Below are 17216 nucleotides of genomic sequence, written 5' to 3' on the forward strand. Positions count from 1 at the left end.
TTGGTAGCGGGGGCAGGATTTGAACCTCAGTTGCCGGCGACCACTTGCGCGTGTGTCCGCTGCGACAGCGCCGGTGCGCTGTCTTCGCGGCGCGCTCGCGGGCCGGCTGCCACTCGCAGGCCCAAATCCTGCCCTTCCGTTATAGGCGTACGCAAAGACCGGAGCACTCGGCTCCGGTCATCTGTTCGGTTGGTAGCGGGGGCAGGATTTGAACCTGCGACCTTTGGGTTATGAGCCCAACGAGCTACCGGACTGCTCCACCCCGCGGTAGGAACTTAGACCTACTGTTCATGCGGGTTCAGGAGGGTCATGGATTGCCGCCCTCCGATATGGTGGCCGGGAGTTGTGTCCATGTTGTGCCTTGAGGCTCTGAGTAGGGAGTGAAGGAACCCCGTCCACTGACGGAGTTCCACATGGCATCGATCCCAGGACTGAAGAAAGTTGGCCCCTATTGGCACTTCACCCTGAAGGTCAATGGGCAGCGGGCCCACGGGTCTACACGGGCAACAGACCTAGCAACAGCCAGGAAGATCCTAGAAGAGAAGAGAAGAGAGCTACTTGAAGGTCAGCATCGCATCGTTAGCAGAATGCCAACCCTTCAAGAGTTGTTTGACTCCTGGTTGATCGGCCACAAATCAGCCTTCAGTCGTGGGCATTTGGTTTCCGTTGAGTGCATTTATCGCCGCTGGATTGCCCCGCGCTTCGGCTCACGCCATCTGGATCAGATCACTTCCACTGAGGTGCTGAAACTCCGTGAGTCCCAACTTGCAAATGGGTGCTCGCAGCGATACGCCAACAACACCATTCAGGTTCTTACAACCCTCCTGAATTACGGGATCAGGCTTCAATGCATCAAATTGCTACCATTCAAGGTCAGCCCGCTGAGGATTCAGAGAAGACCAAGGATCACCATCCCTGCGTCACGACTGACAGAGTTCTTTGATACGGTTGATGCTCAGACTGCCAACCCGCATATTCGCGCATTGCTAAGGGTCATGGTCGGGCTAGGCCTCAGAGAGAGCGAAGCGCTTGGGATGAGGTGGGAATGGATTGACATAGAAGCGAGGGTATATACACCTGGAAAAGCTAAGGGTAAGGAGGCGCGACAGCTGCCAATTCCGAATTGGTTATTGAGCGAGCTTCAAAGACTACCCATCACAATCAGTCCTTGGATATTCCCTGCCGCTGACGGCAAGCCACACCGGCCACAATTCTGCAAAAAGGTGCTACAGCGTGTCTGTAAGGCGATGGGATTCTCTCGAATTACAAACCATCGCCTTCGTGCCACCTTTGCAACACTTCATGCTGAGGCTGGCACGCCAATTACAGCGATTCAAGACATGTTGGGCCACAAGAATGTCTCGACGACGATGATCTATGTAGAGACCAACCTCCTTGCGAAACGAAAAGCACAGGAAGTTCTAGAGCAAAGGCTCGGACTTGCGTGAACAAGCCCCTTCGGGTCCTCGAATATTGATATTTGGCAAACCAATGACGGGAATAACAGAACCTCGCCGGGCGTTGGGCAGTGATGTTCAGCGAGGTGGTTGTGGGGGCCTATTTTTCGCTTTTTTTCTGGTTCTTATGGTGATGACACTACCGTTGGGGGTGCATTCTTCCACCGTTCAGCCTTAGTTGCACTGATGTCCCTGAAATTATGTATATTTCAATACTCGAAGGTGATTTATGGATGTCATCAGTTGATTCGTCAATAAGGAGCCAGGCATGTCTACCTTTCCATACTTCCCGATCCTTCGTTGGAAATTGGGTGAGCAAGGCGCAGTTAAAAACCTTGTGCCTGGAGACCGAACAAGCATGTTGCCTTTGGCAGAGGTCCAGTTGCTAGAGCCAGGGGCCGCCCAACCCAAATTGAAAGCCAGTTTAGAAAAAGCTCAGGCCGCCAGCGCGCCAATCGGCATCGATCTTTCGGCGGCGTATGATGGCCCAGTTCCCCTAGCAGAATTAGCAAAACTCACCACCGCATTTCAAAGCGAGGGATTACAGGTATGGCCAGTCGTCCAGGCCGCTGATGCTTTGCTTGGGATCACCGGATTGAGTGTATTCAATAAGCAACCGGGGTTTGTGCTTCGGATCTTTCCGAATGAAACGAATCTCCCCACCGCCCTTTCGATCTTGCAAGCCATCCGGAAGGCTTGTGGCCGGAATACTCTGTTGTATGCAGTCATCGATCTTGACGCTATTGGCGATATTGACCTCACTGCTCTAGCGGGCATGGCCCATCCTTTCGTTAGGGACATCCAGGCAAGTGGTCTAGTGCATCAAGTCGCTGTCGCAGGAGGCTCCTTCCCTTACTCACTTGCGGGTATCCCTGTCGGCGCGGCGAATAACCTGCTCAGAAAGGAACTGGAAGTTTGGAAACTGGTTCGGGCTCTTCCGGGCTGTTCGGGTGTGGCCTTTGGTGACTATTGCGTTACAAGCCCGAAGCCATTAGAAGATCTGAATCCTTGGGAAATGAATCCAGCTGCAGCAATCCGCTACACCTTGAAAAATCATTGGTGGTTACTACGAGGCTCTGGCATCAAGACGAAGGGAGCCGGTGGAATGGGTCAATACAACAGCCTTTGTAAGCTCCTGGTAGCGCACGCCAACTATGGGGGAACCACCTTCAGTTTCGGAGATGGTCGATACGATCATCACGCGAAGCCTGGCAGCACTTCAGGCAATCTGATGACTTGGAGGCGGGATGCCACCAGCCATCACCTTGTCTACACTGTCCGCCAATTGCTAAGTGGCCATGTGTGATCGTGAGCGGAGTGACATTCTCGATTGAAGGGTCGCGATGACCTCGGCTCGAATCCGTTCCAGCGGGATGGCCTTGGCAATAGCCTCATAAATTGTGTGCCGGGGTGCCTTGGCCTTCACTGCTGCTCCACCCTCAGCAACCAAAAATCCGTAGGCCTCATCGCGCCAAAGCAACCCGGCCAAACTCGCCGGATCCTGTCGGTTGTGTATCATCGCGGGTCTTTGTTCAATTAGGACCACCATCCCATCCTCGCTCGGGACGGCCAAAAATATTCCCCACCATCTAGGGAGCAATGCCTCGACCTGTGCAATGTATGCCATGGTCGTCACAATCGTGAGCGAGTCGAAAATTCTGTGGTAGGTGTGCATCTGGCGTGCGAGACGATCTAGGTTGTCGAAATCACTTTTGATTTCGAAACCCACCAGGTGATTCGACACTAGGGCTACATCGATTCGAGCAGCCCCGTGTTCAACTCCTAGCTCCTCGACCAAGACCTCTCCACCCTGTAGGCGAGAACGCAACTTCAGCACGAGTGCCGTTCGGATGGCCGACTCACTCAGGAGGGTAGGGGCTTGTGCCATGCCGCCAGTATGGCATAAGATATTCAACTATGCAAAATAGAAGGCACACCACAGATTCTCGCATCGAGGGCATTCGCCAGGCTCTCATGAGGAAAATGAAAAAAAATGAACACAGTCAGTTGGAGGTTTCACGCCTATCTGGAGTCCCGCAAAGCATCATAAGTCGTTTCCTCTCAGGCAAGACAAAAAGGATCTCAAAAAACATCGTCGAATTATGCAAATATGCGGATATTGATCCAGCCATGCTCCTTCCCCGAGGGCAGGAGGAGCGCCGACTCTCCCATGTGCTTCACAACGCCATTGGCGACAATCCAGCAGCTGCACTGATCCTCGCTCGGATCGTAGAATCCTTAACTCCACTCCTCCGCAACTGCACCCTCGATCCTTCCGTCCAACCTTCAGGAGCTGCCCATGGCCGCACACGCGCTCGCTGATGTATACCGAGGACTCAAGGAGGTCGGCCTAACTAAGGGTCAGGTCAGGGCAATCCTGCCTGATTGGTGGGATCCAGAGGTCGCCACAACGGATTCAGGTCTCTGGGAAACGGCCATTCTCCTCGGCCGCCGACTAAGCCTTGAGGCAGAGGCATTAATCGAGGGAAGGGTTCAACCCTGCGAAAGCATCTCCCGACCTAGATTCAAACACACAGCAAGGGTTTCTCCAGATCAGCTTCGGCCTGCCGCGATGATTGCTTCGGGATTGGCGAAGGCGATTCTCGGTTCAATACCTGTAGCGGAATCTCATGGGCGGATTAGTGTGAAGTCCGTCAGGGCAGAGCTTCTAAAGACGCCAAATAGGCGCATAGATTTTGATGCAATTCTTGATTTTGCATGGAATATTGGAATCCCTGTGATTCCACTTCCTTACCTCCCCAAGGGGATTCGGAAGATGGATGCCGCTGCGATCAAGGTGGGTAGTCGACCCGCAATTATCTTGGCTCTCCGCACCAATTCAAAGGCTTGGATAAGCTTCCTCCTTGCCCACGAATTAGGTCACATATGTCTTGGCCATATTCCTGAAAACGGAGCCTTGTTTGAGGGCTCATTGACGGATACTTCGGAATTTGATGCTCAGTCCCAGATGGATCAACAAGAGCGAAGCGCGAACGAGTTTGCTCTAGAGCTCCTAGGCGGGCATGAAGTCGAACGACAAATTGCTCAATGGGGCCACGCAATGCCCGCGATCGAGCTTGCGGCCAAGGCGAGTGAGTTGGCCTCCGCTCTAAAGACGGCACCAGGCCATCTCGTCCTTCGCCACGCGTTCATGACGCATGCATGGCCTGAAGCTCGAATAGCACTGAAGTTCCTTACAGACGATCTGGATGCTCAGCCAGCTCTAGTGAATCGGATGACGCGAGAGATCGACATGCAATCCATCTCTGATGACCTCCGAGACTATTTGGAACAAATCACCGGATTGGTAGCCGAGGGCTGAGGCTGCCCATGCGAAGAGTATTTGCAGACAATGATGTATTGCTGGACGCCGCACATTGGGGGTTTTTGGATGTCATTCCCAGAATGGTGGGGGCTCCTTGGGAGTCCATTACTGTTCTGGATAGCTTACGATTTAGGACAAAAAAATGTGATCCGAAGCTCTTCTCTAACCCCAGAGTGGCTGCGGAACTCGCCCAGCGAATTCAATTGACCGCTCCTCCCCCAGGCCTTGATTTGGCGGTTCTGAGTCGACTCGAGGAAATGCCTGGATTGGATGGTGGTGAGATCATCCTGATTTCAGCCTTGGCCTTCTGGCTCCCTAAGGGCGAGGGTCTGCTCCTGACTGGCGATAAGAGGGCGTTGCGTGCACTTGCTCATCCAAGCATTTCAGACATCGCGGACATGCTCAGAGGCAAAGTTCTCTGCCGCGAACATCTACTCCGACATGTGCTTGAAGTGAGCGGTCCCGTCGCTCTTGCAACCGGCGTCGATCAAGCAAGGGGACGCGACAAGGCCACAGACTGCATTGTTCCTCCCGCATGCAGCGCGTCAGCCCCTTCCATTCATGAAGGGTTGACCTCCTACCTAGGTGACCTCGCAAAAATCACCACAGTATTAGTTCATCCTTAACTGGTGATTGGCCCAGACCCCGAGGTGTGAATACCCCCAGAAGGCCATTCTATTCCCTGCGGCATTCAGTGTTCTTGGGGCCGATCCATCAACCGAGCGAAGAAGTAATTTCCGTTCTTATGAGTCCCTAGTGTGACTTCCTTCATCGGGGACCGAGATGATTGGGGCGTGTGGCTCAGTGGGCCATCCATTCATTCCATGAAGAATGAGGCCGTCATGCATTGGAGTCCTTGGAATACCACTGAGTGGTGGGCTCCTATCGTCGCTTCCAGCGCAGTGGATCCTTGAGGGGCCGAAAATGCCAATTGACTCAAGGGGAGTGACCTATCTCAATCACCCTCCTTTCAGCATGAATGCACCCGCCTACTAGAGTCAGAATCCAGGGGAGGGAACATGGTTCCCTATCAGTACCATTACCAGATGAGTGTGGTAGCTACTTTAATTGCGATGTCCGGAATACGGAGGCAATCGACATCAAACCTTCTCTGAATCTGCCCATCGACAAGCATGGCGAAGCTCCCTTGGTTTGCTAAGTCGGCATAGGCTCGGACCTCTTCCACACTCCAATACTCCGGACTCATGGCGATCGTCTTGAGGATCCTGCGCGTTCTGGGTGCAAGCCTGTCCCATTTGTCAGACTCGATGACCGCAACCTCGAATTCACATTGGGTCATCGCTTCCTTACCGTGCGTGTCAAAGCATCCCCCAAGCGAGAGCCACTTTTTGCCCTGCAGGGCCATGGTGAATTCGGAATACTCGTCTCCCGTCAGGGCCGAAGCGATTCCACCATTCTTGGCGATACCGTTAATGGTTTCGTTCGTGAGATCCCACCTCTCCGGCCCCCCTGGACGGAAGAAGCCCGATACCCCTGAGCCTTGCGGGGATACCCATCCTGACCTCCAGGAGACCTGTCTTGCTTCGCCAATGAGCTGAAGGCTGTGGCGTGAAAAGTGCGCTTTGAAGTGTTGTTCCTTCGCTTCCCACATGCGTTGATGCAACTGGGTATCCAAGCCTCTAAGGGTGTAAGTAAACTGAGTGTGAGGGTGGGCCCCATTTCCATGCAGACGACCAGTCGTGCATTCCGTGGAGCAGATCCACCCTTCAATGAGACCTTTTGCTACAGGGGACTCTCGGAAGGAGGCTTCGGCCCCTCTCTGCAATCTGATCAAACCTTCGATGCTATCTCCCTTGTGGTGTTGGCAGGTAATTGCTCCTGAGTAGGTGATGCACCCGTCAATGGCGCCGGAATTTTTAAGTCCGACGATCCTGGAATCCAGCTTCGCCAGTTCGCGTCTTACGAGGATTGGGCCGCAATACACACACTCTGGATTGAAGCAGTCAATGACTCCTGCAACTACTCCGTAGGCTCTTCCTCGTAGGTCTATGCCGCGCCTAATCCTGACCCTCTCAGCCGCCTTACTCCCACAACCAAGGAGGAGCTGCAGGGTCGCTCCCGCCCATGGCTTTTGTGATGAATTGGAAAGCTCTGCAAGGAGGATTTCGTTTGCCAGATGGTGGTCGATCTGATTTCGTATCGCCCTTTTCTGCTGTGATTGTTGCTTGCTGCTGCTGTAGTTCGTTGACACCTGATCTTCTCAGTAGAAGAGAGACCAAGGGTCCTTATTGTTATTATTTGGTTGGTTGACTGCACATGTGATGTGCCTATGGTTTAGTTGCTTGCTGCCGCCTATAACGATCGGTTAAGCGGCTGTGCCTAATTGCACCTCTCATCAGAAAACTGTTTCCGATCCCTTGCTTCCAACCACCGTCGAAGTGAAGCATTAGACGGTTTCTTGGAATTCCGATCCTTTGAAGCCACGGCGCAGGACATTACCTGCACCTGACCTCGCTGAGAACGACTTCAGCACTCGAATCAATGAATCTCAGTGCTGGTAGAGGATCGCGGCTTATGGGAGGTTCGGTCACGCTGTAACTCCCTTTTGTCTTCGCCGCGTCTTTCTCAGGGCATCCACCCATCGTGACGGTGCCCCTGGTAGCCTCCTCAGACATCCAGGGTTTCGGATGGTTGACAGCTTCAGGAATGAAAGCAGTGGCTTGGGCCATTGCTGTTTCCTGGAGTGCTCATCCGGGAAGGGCAACACGGAGGGTATGCCCGTTCCAATCGAACTTGGCTGGCCTCAGGGGGCTTTCAGGTCCCGTCGTTAGCCAATACCAGAGAAGCATTTCGTGGCTGTCGACTCCATGGCCTGCCCCTCACCTTGATGTGCATTCAAAGATCGCCCACTCCATCTAGTGGTTCATGCCCGGCCATTGGTGGGTATCTGATTGCTTCAGGGAAGCGCTCAGTCTGAAAGACATCCCATTGGACATTCAAAGATAAGTCTAATTATTACTGCGCCGATCTAAGGGATGGCGAAACCTCTCAGCTTAGTAGTCTCTACCACCCTTCGTTTCACACACCTGATTCGGTGCCCATTCATGGTTAGTTCGGACCTCGGAATGAAGGTCAGGTCCCCCCGCCTCTGGCTTCAGTCGGTTGAGGTGGCCGGAAACCCTTGCCCCGCCTTACTCTCAGGCAATTCGAGTTGTGTCCATGTTGTGCCCTGACCCTTCCGAGGAGGGTAAAATGAAGGCTCACCTACGGGTAACCTTCACCTCTTTCTCACACAGCAAGAAGCCCCTGAAACCTAGTGGCATCAAGGGCTTCTTCACATCAGGACTTGGTAGCGGGGGCAGGATTTGAACCTGCGACCTTTGGGTTATGAGCCCAACGAGCTACCGGACTGCTCCACCCCGCGGTAGAAAATCAAGTCTAGCAGGGATCTCGGGCGTGGCAAGGACGCATGAGCGGCGGGAGTTGGTAGACTCGACGGACGCTCTTGGAGGACCTGATGGGACGCCGCATGGTGGCTGCGCTGGTGCTGTTCGCGGCCCTCGGGCTGGGCGCGGCGCCGCGCACGTGGACGCCCGAGAAGTGGTTCGACAAGCCGAAGTCGCCGCGGACCGCCAACTACCGGATCGACGCGGTGCTGGACTTCGAGCACAAGACACTGGAGGCGACGGAGACGCTGTCGTGGCGCAACACCGGCACGGCGCCCACGCAGGAGCTGCCGCTGCATCTGTACCTCAACGCCTTCAAGGGGCCTCAGAGCCTCTTTGTGCAGGAGAGCGGCGGGCGCCTGCGCATGGACCACCAGGACCGGCCCACGGAGCCGTCGTCCTGGGGCTACTGCCGCCTCATCAGCGCCCGGATGGAGGGCCGTGACCTCCCCGGCCACGCGGGCGAGGACGAGACTGTCCATTGGCTCAAGCTGCCGCGCGCCGTCGCGCCCGGGGAGACCATCCAGGTGGAGATCGCCTGGGAGAACCGCTACCCCAAGGTCTTCGCGCGCAGCGGATGGTCGGAGGACTTCCTCATGTCGGGCCAGTGGTTCCCCAAGGTGGGCGTCTACCAGGGCGATCAGTGGAACTGCCACGCCTACCACGCGAACACCGAATTCTTCGCGGATTTCGGCGTCTACGACGTGTCCCTGTCCCTGCCGAACGCGCTGGGCCTGGCCCATACGGGAACCCAGACGAACTTCGTGACGGAGATCGAGCAGGATCCCAAGCGGCCATTGAACGTGATCTGGCGCCTGCACGCGGAGGATGTCCACGACTTCGCCTGGGCGGTGATGCCCCGGGAGAGCTGGCGGAACCCGGCCATGTTCGAGTATCGCGGCGTGCAGGTGTTCTACTACGCCGCGGACCGCAACCGGGGGAATTTCCAGCGGCAGCGCCGGGCGGTGGAAAACGCTCTCCGCTGGAGCGAGGAGTGGTTCTTCAAGTACCCGTACCCCACGCTGACGGTGATCGATACCCCGAAGGACGCCTCCGGGGCCGACGGCATGGAATATCCGACCCTCATCACCGCCGGTTCGCTGCCGTTCGATCCCATCCAGCAGCGGTTCGTGCCTGAGGTGGTGTCCGTCCATGAGTACGGGCACCAGTACTTCTACGGCATGCTCGCCAGCAACGAGTTCGAGGAGCCCTGGCTGGACGAAGGCTTCACCAGCTGGTTCACCCGCAAGGCCATGGAGCGCAGCTACCACAGCCTGCTGAGCGGGCGGAGGTTCCAGATCCCCACGGAGTTCGTGGAGTGGTCGGGGTACTGGTCCCTGCCGTCCGCCGACCCCCTCACGCGGGCCGGCTTCAAGACGATCAACCTCCGCAGCTACTTCGTGACCGCCTACGGCAAGCCCACCCTGGTGCTGGACCAGCTGGAGGCCATGCTGGGCAGGCCCGTGATGGAGCAGGTGATGCGGACCTACGCCCAGGAGATGGCCTTCCGGCACCCCACCCGGCACGATTTCCTGCGGATCGCGGAGCGCGTGTCCGGCCGCGACCTCTCGGCCTTCTGGCGGGACTTCGTGGAAGGCACGGAGGTGCTCGACTATGCCATCCGCTGCGTGAAGAGCCGTGAGGTCACCCAGGGCGGCTGGCTGTTCTCGGACAAGGCGCCGGTCTTCGCGGCTCCGCAGCCGGCGGCCCCCGGCCGCGTGGGCTCCATCACCCTCGAGCGGAAGGGCGGCCTGAAGGTTCCGATCACGCTCTGGGTGCGCCTGGAGAACCGCGAGGAGCAGCGGCTCGTGTGGGACGGCCAGGACCGGTGGATCACCTACGAGTTCGATTCGCCCGTGGCTGCCGCCGTGCTGGATCCCGACGGCAACTATCCCATGCTGAAGGACCGGCTCCACGCCAGCTACACGCCGAGGCCGATCAAGCGCGGCTTCTACTACTGGTCGCAGATGGTCTGGGGCGCCGTGGCGGGGTGGCTGCAGGGCTGCGGGATCGGCTAGGGCATCCGCCAGCCAGCCTAGGGATTCCGTGGCGCCGCGTCCCCCATGCGGACCGTTCGGATGTTCCCCTGTTCGTCCAGGTCGATGAGGATGGGGAACCAGGCCAGGCCCAGGACCTCGAAGGCGGCCCGGCTAGGGACGTAGTGTGCGGTCCGTCCCGCGGCCCGGAGCCGCGCGGACAGCGCGTGGACCTCGGCCGCCAGCCCCTCGGGGATGCTCGCGCTGCGCTCGTCCATGCCCGCTTCCAGGCTGGGGATGACCCAAGCCACATCCGCGGGCAGTTCCGGCCAGGGGCCCTCCCCGGCCGGGTAGATCCAGATGCGGCGGGCACCCAGCTGGTCCAGCCTCAGATCCTGGTACTCCTGGCCGGGAAGCGTCCACAGTCGCAGGACGGGGGAAGGTCCGCCCAGCATGCCGAACAGTCGCTGGAACTGGGAAAGAATGGGCTCGGCCGGCTCCTCCGCCCGGGCCTTGAGCGCGGCGAGCCGGGTCTCATCCTGGTCCGCCAGGGCCCAGCAGAGGGCATGGCGCAGGGCGTAGCCCCGGGTGAGGGCGGGTCCCTTCGCCAGCAGGCGATCCTCCCAGACCTGCCGGATCGCCGGCGTGAACCGGCCTTCGCGGACCTGGGCCTTGCCCCACCGCCACAGGGCCAGGGCCGTGCCGGCCTGGCGGAGGGGCAGGGCGGTCAGGTTCTTGGCCAGCCGGGCCTGGGGCGCCTGCATCAGGGCCCTCAGGGCCTCCGCCTCCCGGCGGGCGGCTCCAGGCGGAAAGGGGTCGGCAGGCGGCGCCGCCAGCGGGTCGAAGGTGGCCGCGGCCTGGAGCCACCGGTAGGCGGCAGCCCCGGGGCCCCGCGGGGCAGCAGGCAGGGGGCGGCCCCAATCGTAGGCGTCCAGGGCCTGGTCCTGCAGCTGGGCGGCCGTGGGCGGCGCGGGACGGACCTCGGCGGGGGGCGTGGGCGGCGGAGCGGTCAGTGGCACGGGGTCCCCTTGGTGGCAGAATGATCCTCCGCATCATACGGGAGTCCTCCTTGAACTCAGCCCCCTCACCTCTCACGCCTCGGGACCGCCTCGTGGTGGCCCTGGACCTGCCCACGGCCGGGGAGGCCCTGGCCATGGCGGAGCGGCTGGCGGGCCGCGTGGGCATGCTGAAAGTGGGGTTGGAGCTGTTCTGCGCCGAGGGGCCCGCCTTCGTCCGGGAGCTCCAGAAGCAGGTGCCGGTTTTCCTGGATCTCAAGCTCCACGACATCCCCACCACCGTGCGCCGGGCCCTGGAGGCCGTCCTGAAGCTGGATCCACGCCTGGTGAATGTCCACGCCCAGGGGGGCCCAGTCATGCTCGAGGCGGCGGTGGAGGCCGTGCGCGCCCACCGCGCCGCGGGCGGCCGAACGGAGCTGCTGGCCGTGACCGTGCTCACGAGCCTGGACCGGGAGGCCCTGGCGGCCCTGGGCCACGCGGGACGACCCGAGGACCTGGCGCTGGCCTATGCGAAGCTGGCGCACCGCGCCGGTTGCGACGGGGTGGTGTGCTCGGCCTGGGAGGCCGCCAGCATCCGCGAAGCCTGTGGCGAAGCCTTCCACCGCCTCACGCCGGGCATCCGTCCCGCCGGCGCCGCCACCCAGGACCAGGCCCGCGTCATGACGCCGGCCCAGGCGCTGAAGCAGGGCGCCACCTGGCTCGTGGTGGGGCGGCCCATCACCCACGCTGCGGATCCCGCCGCGGCGGCGGAAGCCATCGTGGCGGAGATGGAAGCCTGATGAGTGTCGGCTCGCCCCTCGTTTACAGACCCTCCTTCGCCCAGCGGGCCATGGCCGTGCTGCTCTTCGCGGGCTCCTGGCTGGTGGGCGTGCGCGCCCTGGCCCAGATATTCGAGCGCCTCCCCGTGCTCCGCGCCTCCATGAAGGTGGCGGAAGCCGCCGGCGACCCCACCTGGTCCTTCTGGGTCGCCCTGGTGGCGGCCGTGGGCGCCGTGGTGGCGGGCGGCCTCCTGCTCATGGCCACGCTCCTGGGCCTGCTGCTGGTGGAGGGATCCCAGGTGCTGGTGGATGAGCTGGGCCTCGCCGTGGAGCACAACGCCCTGCCGGCACCCCTGGCCCGGAAGCTGGGGGCGGGTCGCCTGCTCTGGAAGCGCATCACCTGCCTCGAGCGCTCCGGCCCCTTTTTCGTGGTGAAGGGGGGCGGCGAGCCGGGTCACCCCGGTCCTGTCGATCCCACCCTGCGCTTCCTCATGGTGGACCAGCTCGAGCGGCTGGTGATGACCATCCTGGAGCGCAGCCCGAACCTGAAGCACGAGGACTGATGCCGGGCGGGATGGAGGTCTTCGGTTTCCTGACGGGCGCGGCCTGCGTGGCGCTGCTGGTGCGGGAGAACATCTGGAACTGGCCCATCGGCATCGCCAACAACCTGGTGTTCATCGCGTTGTTCTACCGTGCGGGCCTCTACGCGGATGTCGGACTTCAGGCCTTCTACGTCGCCATCTCGATCTACGGCTGGTGGAGTTGGCTGCACGGGGGACGGGATCACGGGGCCCTGACGGTGAGCCGCATCCCCCCGCTTCCGGCCGTCCTGCTGGCCCTGGCGGTGGCCGCCACCACCGCCGCCCTGGCCTGGCTGCTGCGCCACTTCACCAACAGCACCGTGCCCGTGCTGGATTCCCTCATCACCGCCCTCAGCCTCGCGGCCCAGTTCATGATGACCCGCAAGTGGCTCGAGAACTGGATGGTGTGGATCGCGGCCAACTGCCTCTCAGTGGGCCTGCTGATCTACAAGGGGCTCTACGTCACCAGCGGCCTCTACCTGGTCTACCAGGTGCTCTGCGTCCTCGGCTGGGTGGCCTGGCGGCGCGCGCTCAGGGCCGGGATCGCCGTACCGGGGCAGCCCCTGGAGGCTACATCTTCGGCCGACTGAGGTAGGCCTCCGCGCCCTTCATCTCGGCCGTGGGGCCGTGGGCGGGCTTCTTCGCCCGGGTCCTGTGCCGGTTCAGGCCCCACATCGCGGCCAGCTCCGTGGCCTCGGGGTTGCCCGGCGCCAGGGCCAGCACCTCTTCGAGGTCCCCCCGGGCCTGGTCCGCCCGGCCCAGCTTCTCCCGCAGCAGGGCCCGCTTCATGAAGCCCCAGGGATTGGCCGGCTCCTTGGCGATGATCTCGGCGTATTCGGCCTCGGCCTCGGTGAAGCGGCCCTCCTCCTCGGCGGCCTCACCGCAGAGCAGGTTGGTGACGGCGCAGAAGCCCAGCCAGGCCTTCTGCTCGGCGAACTCGGCGGCTGTGAAGCGGGACTTCGCTTTGGCCCGCTGGGCGACCTGGTCGATGTGGCGCAGCGCCTTCTCTGTGTGGCCGTCCACCCGGGCGAAGATCTCGGCGTCGCCCGAGGCCCGATAGAAGTCCTTCCGGATGCGGCCCTCGGCCCGGTACTGGTCGAACATGCGGGTGCCCGGATACAGCGCCAGCGGGCTGATCTGGCAGTCCTGGGGGCGGGTGTCGCGGATGAAGGCGGCGGTCTCCTCCACGTCCGCCCAGGTCTCGCCGGGGATGCCCGTGATGAGGTAGATGCCCAGGTTCATGCCCACCTTGCGCACCAGGCCCAGGGCCCGGCGGGCGTGGCGCAGGTTGGTGCCCTTGTCCAGCAGCTGCAGCACGCGCTCACTGCCGTGCTCCACGCCGAACTGCATGAACTCGCAGCCCGCCCGCTTCATGGCCACCAGGCGGTCCTCGTCCACCAGGTTCACGCGGCTCTGGCAGTTCCACAGCGGATGCAGGCCGCTCTCCTGGATGCCCTTCATCAGCGTCAGCACGCGGTCGCGGTTGGCGGTGAAGGTGTCATCCCGGAAGCTGAAGTAGGTGAGGCCGTGCTGTTCGCGCAGCAGGCGCATCTCGCGCAGCACGGAAGGCGCGCTGCGGAAGCGGATGGAGGTGCCCCAGAACTCCGGCGTGTTGCAGAAGTTGCAGGTGGCCGGGCAGCCCCGGCTGGTGCTGAGGTAGGCCAGCTGGCCCACGTCGTTGAGGAAGTCGGCCTCCAGGTGCTCGGCGGGGATGCCGATGGCGTCCAGGTCCTCCAGGGGCGGCTGGGGCAGGGTGCGGCCCTCGCGGAGGATGAGACCCGGCGTGCGCTTCCAGAGGTCGGACCCCGGGGCGGTCTTCAGGCGTTCCGCGATGCCCAGCAGCACGGCCTCACCCTCGCCCTGCACGATGGCGTCCAGGGCTGGGCAGTCCTCGAAGACCTCGTCGGCCAGGTGCGTGGGGTGCGGCCCGCCCGCCAGGAGGATGGCGCCGGGGCAGGCCTCCCGGGCCCAGGTGAGCAGCTCGTAGGATCGCTTCCGGTTGAAGGTGAACATGGAGACGCCCACCACTGCCGGGTTCTGGGCCCGCAGGTAATCTAGGATCTCCTTGCGCCCCTTGCCGCTGAGGTTCGCCACGCGGCAGGGCAGCTCCCGGGACTTCAGCATGGCCTGGAGGTAGCCCAGCCCGATGGGCAGGAAGGTCATCCACTCGTCCCCGAAGCCGCTCCGGGGGGCGCTGTAGGCGAGCAGGGTGCGGGGAGGGGTCATGGGCTCCGAGGGCGTGACTTTCCAGTGTACGGAAAGGGATTCCCGAGGGAAGCGGACATTCCGCGGCTGAGCCTCGGACGGATGTCAAGCCTCGTCCGGAGAGCCCGGAACCGCTAGAATCAAGGCTTCCGGAGCCTCCATGTCCGTTGCCCACGAACCGGCCGTCACCGAATCCCTGGCTCTGGAGCTGGGCCTGTCGAAGGATGAGTGGCAGGTGCTCCTGCGCCTGCTCGACGGCCGCATGCCCACCTACCCCGAGCTGGGCGTGTTCAGCGCCATGTGGAGCGAGCACTGCTCCTACAAGTCCAGCCGCGTCCACCTGAAGAACCTGCCCACGGAAGGCCCCCGCGTCATCCAGGGTCCCGGCGAGAACGCAGGCGTGGTGGACATCGGCGACGGCTGGGCCGTGGCCTTCAAGATGGAGAGCCACAACCATCCGAGCTTCATCGAGCCCTACCAGGGCGCCGCCACCGGCGTGGGCGGCATCCTGCGCGATGTCTTCACCATGGGCGCCCGGCCGCTGGCCAACCTGAACAGCCTACGCTTCGGGGAGCTCGACGCGCCCCGCATGAAGGGCCTGGTGAAGGGCGTGGCCGCGGGCATCGCGGGCTACGGCAACTGCATGGGCATCCCCATGCTGGGCGGCGACTGCGCCTTCGACGGCAGCTACAACGGCAACATCCTCGTGAACGCCTTCACCCTCGGTGTGCTGCGCAGCGACAAGATCTTCAAGGGCTTCGCCTCGGGCGTGGGCAACAAGGTGATGTACATCGGCTCCAAGACGGGCCGTGACGGCATCCACGGCGCCAGCATGGCCTCCGCAGAGTTCGGCGAGGGCAGCGAGGAAAAGCGGCCCACGGTGCAGGTGGGCGACCCCTTCACGGAAAAGCTGCTGCTCGAAGCCTGCCTGGAGATCTTCCAGACCGACTGGGTCATCGGCATCCAGGACATGGGCGCCGCGGGCCTCACCTCCAGCAGCTTCGAGATGGCCAGCCGCGCCGGCACGGGCCTGGAGATCCGCCTGGACCAGGTGCCCCAGCGCGAGGAGGGCATGACGCCCTTCGAGCTGATGCTGAGCGAGAGCCAGGAGCGCATGCTGCTGGTGGCCCGCCCCGGCTGCGAGCCGAACATCATCCAAGTGCTGCACAAGTGGGGCCTCGACGCCTGCGTGGTGGGCGAGGTCACCGACAGCGGCCGCTTCATCGGCAGCTGGCACGGGGAGCCCGTCATCAACCTGCCCATCCAGCCCCTGGTGGACGCCGCGCCCAAGTACGACCGGCCCCGCCAGCGCCCCGGCTACCTGGACGCGGTGAACGCCGCGCCCCTGCCCGCGGACCTGAAGCCCACCGAGGTGGAGCGCACCCTGCGCCAGGTCCTCCAGGCCCCCACCGTGGCCAGCAAGCGGTGGATCTTCGAGCAGTACGACGGCACCGTGCGCAGCAACACCCTGCTGGGCATGGGGCGCGGCGACGCGGGTCTCATCCGCGTGAAGGACGAGCAGGGGAGGGACACGGGCAAGGCCGTGGCCATGTCCAGCGACTGCAACAGCCGCTTCTGCTACCTGGATCCCTTCTGGGGCGCGGCCCACGCTGTGGCCGAGGCCTGCCGCAACCTGGCCTGCGTGGGCGCCGAGCCCATCGGCCTCACGGACTGCCTCAACTACGGCAACCCCGAGAAGCCCGAGAACATGTGGACCTTCGAGCAGGGCTGCCTGGGCATCCGCCAGGCCTGCCTGGCCCTGGAGGTGCCCATCGTCAGCGGCAATGTGAGCCTCTACAATGACACCGAAGGCCAGAGCATCGCTCCCACGCCCATGATCGCGGCGGTGGGCCTCATCGAGGACTGCGCCGGTCCCGTGGATGTGGCCGCCGCCGACGCCACCGCCCTCTCCAAGGTGGGCAACCGCCTTTGCGGGTCCGGCTTCCGCGCCGCCCACGACGGCATCTTCCTGCTGGGCGAGACGCGGGACGAGCTGGGCGGCAGCGAGTACCTGAAGCTGCGCACGGGCAAGGTGCAGGGCGCCTGCCCCGAGCTGCGCCTGGACGAGGAGCTGCGGCTCCAGGCCTGCGTGCGCGAGGGCATCCGCCTGGGCCTCATCCGCAGCGCCCACGACACCAGCGAGGGCGGCCTGCTGACAGCGGTTCTGGAGAGCGCCTTCGGCGGGAATGATGGAGAAGGCATGGGCTGCCAGCTGATGCTCTCGAAGGGGGCCCTGCGCCTGGACAGCCTGCTCTTCGGCGAAACGTCCGGCCGCATCGTGGTGAGCGTGAGCCCGGAAGCCGAGTCCAGCCTGGCCACCCTCTGCGCCGCCCACCGCGTGCCCGTTGCCAAGATCGGCGCCACCGGCGGTGCCCGCGTCACCCTCGCCGTGGATGGCCAGCCCCTGCTGGACGCCGATGCCGCCGAGCTGAAGGACCTGCACGCCGGGGCCCTGGAGCGCGCCCTGGGTTGACAGGGGGCCGCAGCCCCG

13 protein-coding genes and 2 tRNA genes are annotated in these 17216 nt (G+C 62.2%); 9 read left to right on the plus strand and 6 right to left on the minus strand.

The window, feature by feature from the left end:
- Positions 1–190 precede the first annotated feature (190 nt).
- A tRNA-Met gene (locus tag ML539_RS12530) sits at positions 191–267 on the minus strand.
- Between the two features lie 146 nt (positions 268–413).
- On the opposite strand from ML539_RS12530, the gene ML539_RS12535 reads away from it, so the two are divergent.
- Both ML539_RS12535 and ML539_RS12540 read left to right on the plus strand, forming a co-directional pair.
- Complete coding sequence (locus ML539_RS12535; protein WP_243324335.1) at positions 414–1448, plus strand: tyrosine-type recombinase/integrase; 1035 nt, start codon at positions 414–416, stop codon at positions 1446–1448.
- 277 nt (positions 1449–1725) lie between these two features.
- Positions 1726–2763: a beta family protein gene (locus ML539_RS12540; RefSeq protein WP_243324336.1), complete on the plus strand. Its 1038-nt coding sequence runs from the start codon at positions 1726–1728 to the stop codon at positions 2761–2763.
- On the opposite strand, the gene ML539_RS12545 is transcribed toward ML539_RS12540, so the two are convergent.
- The gene (locus tag ML539_RS12545; RefSeq protein ID WP_243324337.1) at positions 2746–3345 is read right to left on the minus strand and encodes a sce7726 family protein; all 600 of its coding nucleotides are present in this window, start codon (positions 3343–3345) and stop codon (positions 2746–2748) included. The two genes, ML539_RS12540 and ML539_RS12545, sit on opposite strands and share 18 nt — an antisense overlap.
- 411 nt (positions 3346–3756) lie before the next feature.
- Here ML539_RS12545 and ML539_RS12550 point away from each other — a divergent pair, with 411 nt between their 5' ends.
- Both ML539_RS12550 and ML539_RS12555 read left to right on the plus strand, forming a co-directional pair.
- Complete coding sequence (locus ML539_RS12550; protein WP_243324344.1) at positions 3757–4779, plus strand: ImmA/IrrE family metallo-endopeptidase; 1023 nt, start codon at positions 3757–3759, stop codon at positions 4777–4779.
- An 8-nt stretch (positions 4780–4787) separates the two neighbouring features.
- Entirely contained in the window at positions 4788–5408 is a 621-nt protein-coding gene (locus tag ML539_RS12555) for a hypothetical protein (protein ID WP_243324346.1), read from the plus strand.
- A 413-nt stretch (positions 5409–5821) separates the two neighbouring features.
- Here the strand turns inward: ML539_RS12555 and ML539_RS12560 are convergent, their stop codons facing one another.
- Together ML539_RS12560 and ML539_RS12565 are read right to left on the minus strand one after the other, a co-directional pair.
- A complete protein-coding gene (locus tag ML539_RS12560) occupies positions 5822–6394 on the minus strand; it encodes a hypothetical protein (protein WP_243324348.1) in 573 nt (190 codons plus the stop codon).
- A 1696-nt stretch (positions 6395–8090) separates the two neighbouring features.
- Positions 8091–8167 (minus strand) — tRNA-Met (locus ML539_RS12565).
- A gap of 93 nt (positions 8168–8260) precedes the next feature.
- On the opposite strand from ML539_RS12565, the gene ML539_RS12570 reads away from it, so the two are divergent.
- Positions 8261–10207, plus strand: coding sequence for a M1 family metallopeptidase (locus ML539_RS12570; RefSeq protein ID WP_243324350.1), 1947 nt, complete (start codon positions 8261–8263; stop codon positions 10205–10207).
- Between the two features lie 17 nt (positions 10208–10224).
- Here the strand turns inward: ML539_RS12570 and ML539_RS12575 are convergent, their stop codons facing one another.
- A complete protein-coding gene (locus ML539_RS12575) occupies positions 10225–11184 on the minus strand; it encodes a hypothetical protein (RefSeq protein ID WP_243324351.1) in 960 nt (319 codons plus the stop codon).
- A 50-nt stretch (positions 11185–11234) separates the two neighbouring features.
- Between ML539_RS12575 and pyrF the strand changes: the two genes are divergently transcribed.
- The 3 genes from pyrF to pnuC are packed head-to-tail and all read left to right on the plus strand — an operon-like array spanning position 11235 to position 13110.
- The gene (gene pyrF, locus ML539_RS12580; protein WP_243324353.1) at positions 11235–11960 is read left to right on the plus strand and encodes an orotidine-5'-phosphate decarboxylase; all 726 of its coding nucleotides are present in this window, start codon (positions 11235–11237) and stop codon (positions 11958–11960) included.
- Entirely contained in the window at positions 11960–12502 is a 543-nt protein-coding gene (locus tag ML539_RS12585) for a hypothetical protein (RefSeq protein ID WP_243324355.1), read from the plus strand. Before pyrF ends, ML539_RS12585 begins: the two co-directional genes overlap by 1 nt.
- Positions 12502–13110, plus strand: coding sequence for a nicotinamide riboside transporter PnuC (pnuC, locus tag ML539_RS12590; protein WP_243324356.1), 609 nt, complete (start codon positions 12502–12504; stop codon positions 13108–13110). The genes ML539_RS12585 and pnuC overlap by 1 nt, the downstream gene beginning before the upstream one ends.
- Here the strand turns inward: pnuC and ML539_RS12595 are convergent.
- The gene (locus ML539_RS12595) at positions 13091–14746 is read right to left on the minus strand and encodes a radical SAM protein (RefSeq protein WP_243324357.1); all 1656 of its coding nucleotides are present in this window, start codon (positions 14744–14746) and stop codon (positions 13091–13093) included. The two genes, pnuC and ML539_RS12595, sit on opposite strands and share 20 nt — an antisense overlap.
- Positions 14747–14885: 139 nt before the next feature.
- On the opposite strand from ML539_RS12595, the gene purL reads away from it, so the two are divergent.
- Positions 14886–17198: a phosphoribosylformylglycinamidine synthase subunit PurL gene (purL, locus tag ML539_RS12600; protein WP_243324358.1), complete on the plus strand. Its 2313-nt coding sequence runs from the start codon at positions 14886–14888 to the stop codon at positions 17196–17198.
- The last annotated feature ends 18 nt before the right edge of the window (positions 17199–17216 follow it).

Origin of the sequence: Geothrix sp. SG200, from assembly GCF_022808935.1 — a bacterium.
In the GTDB taxonomy this organism is placed as follows: Bacteria; Acidobacteriota; Holophagae; order Holophagales; family Holophagaceae; genus Geothrix; species Geothrix alkalitolerans.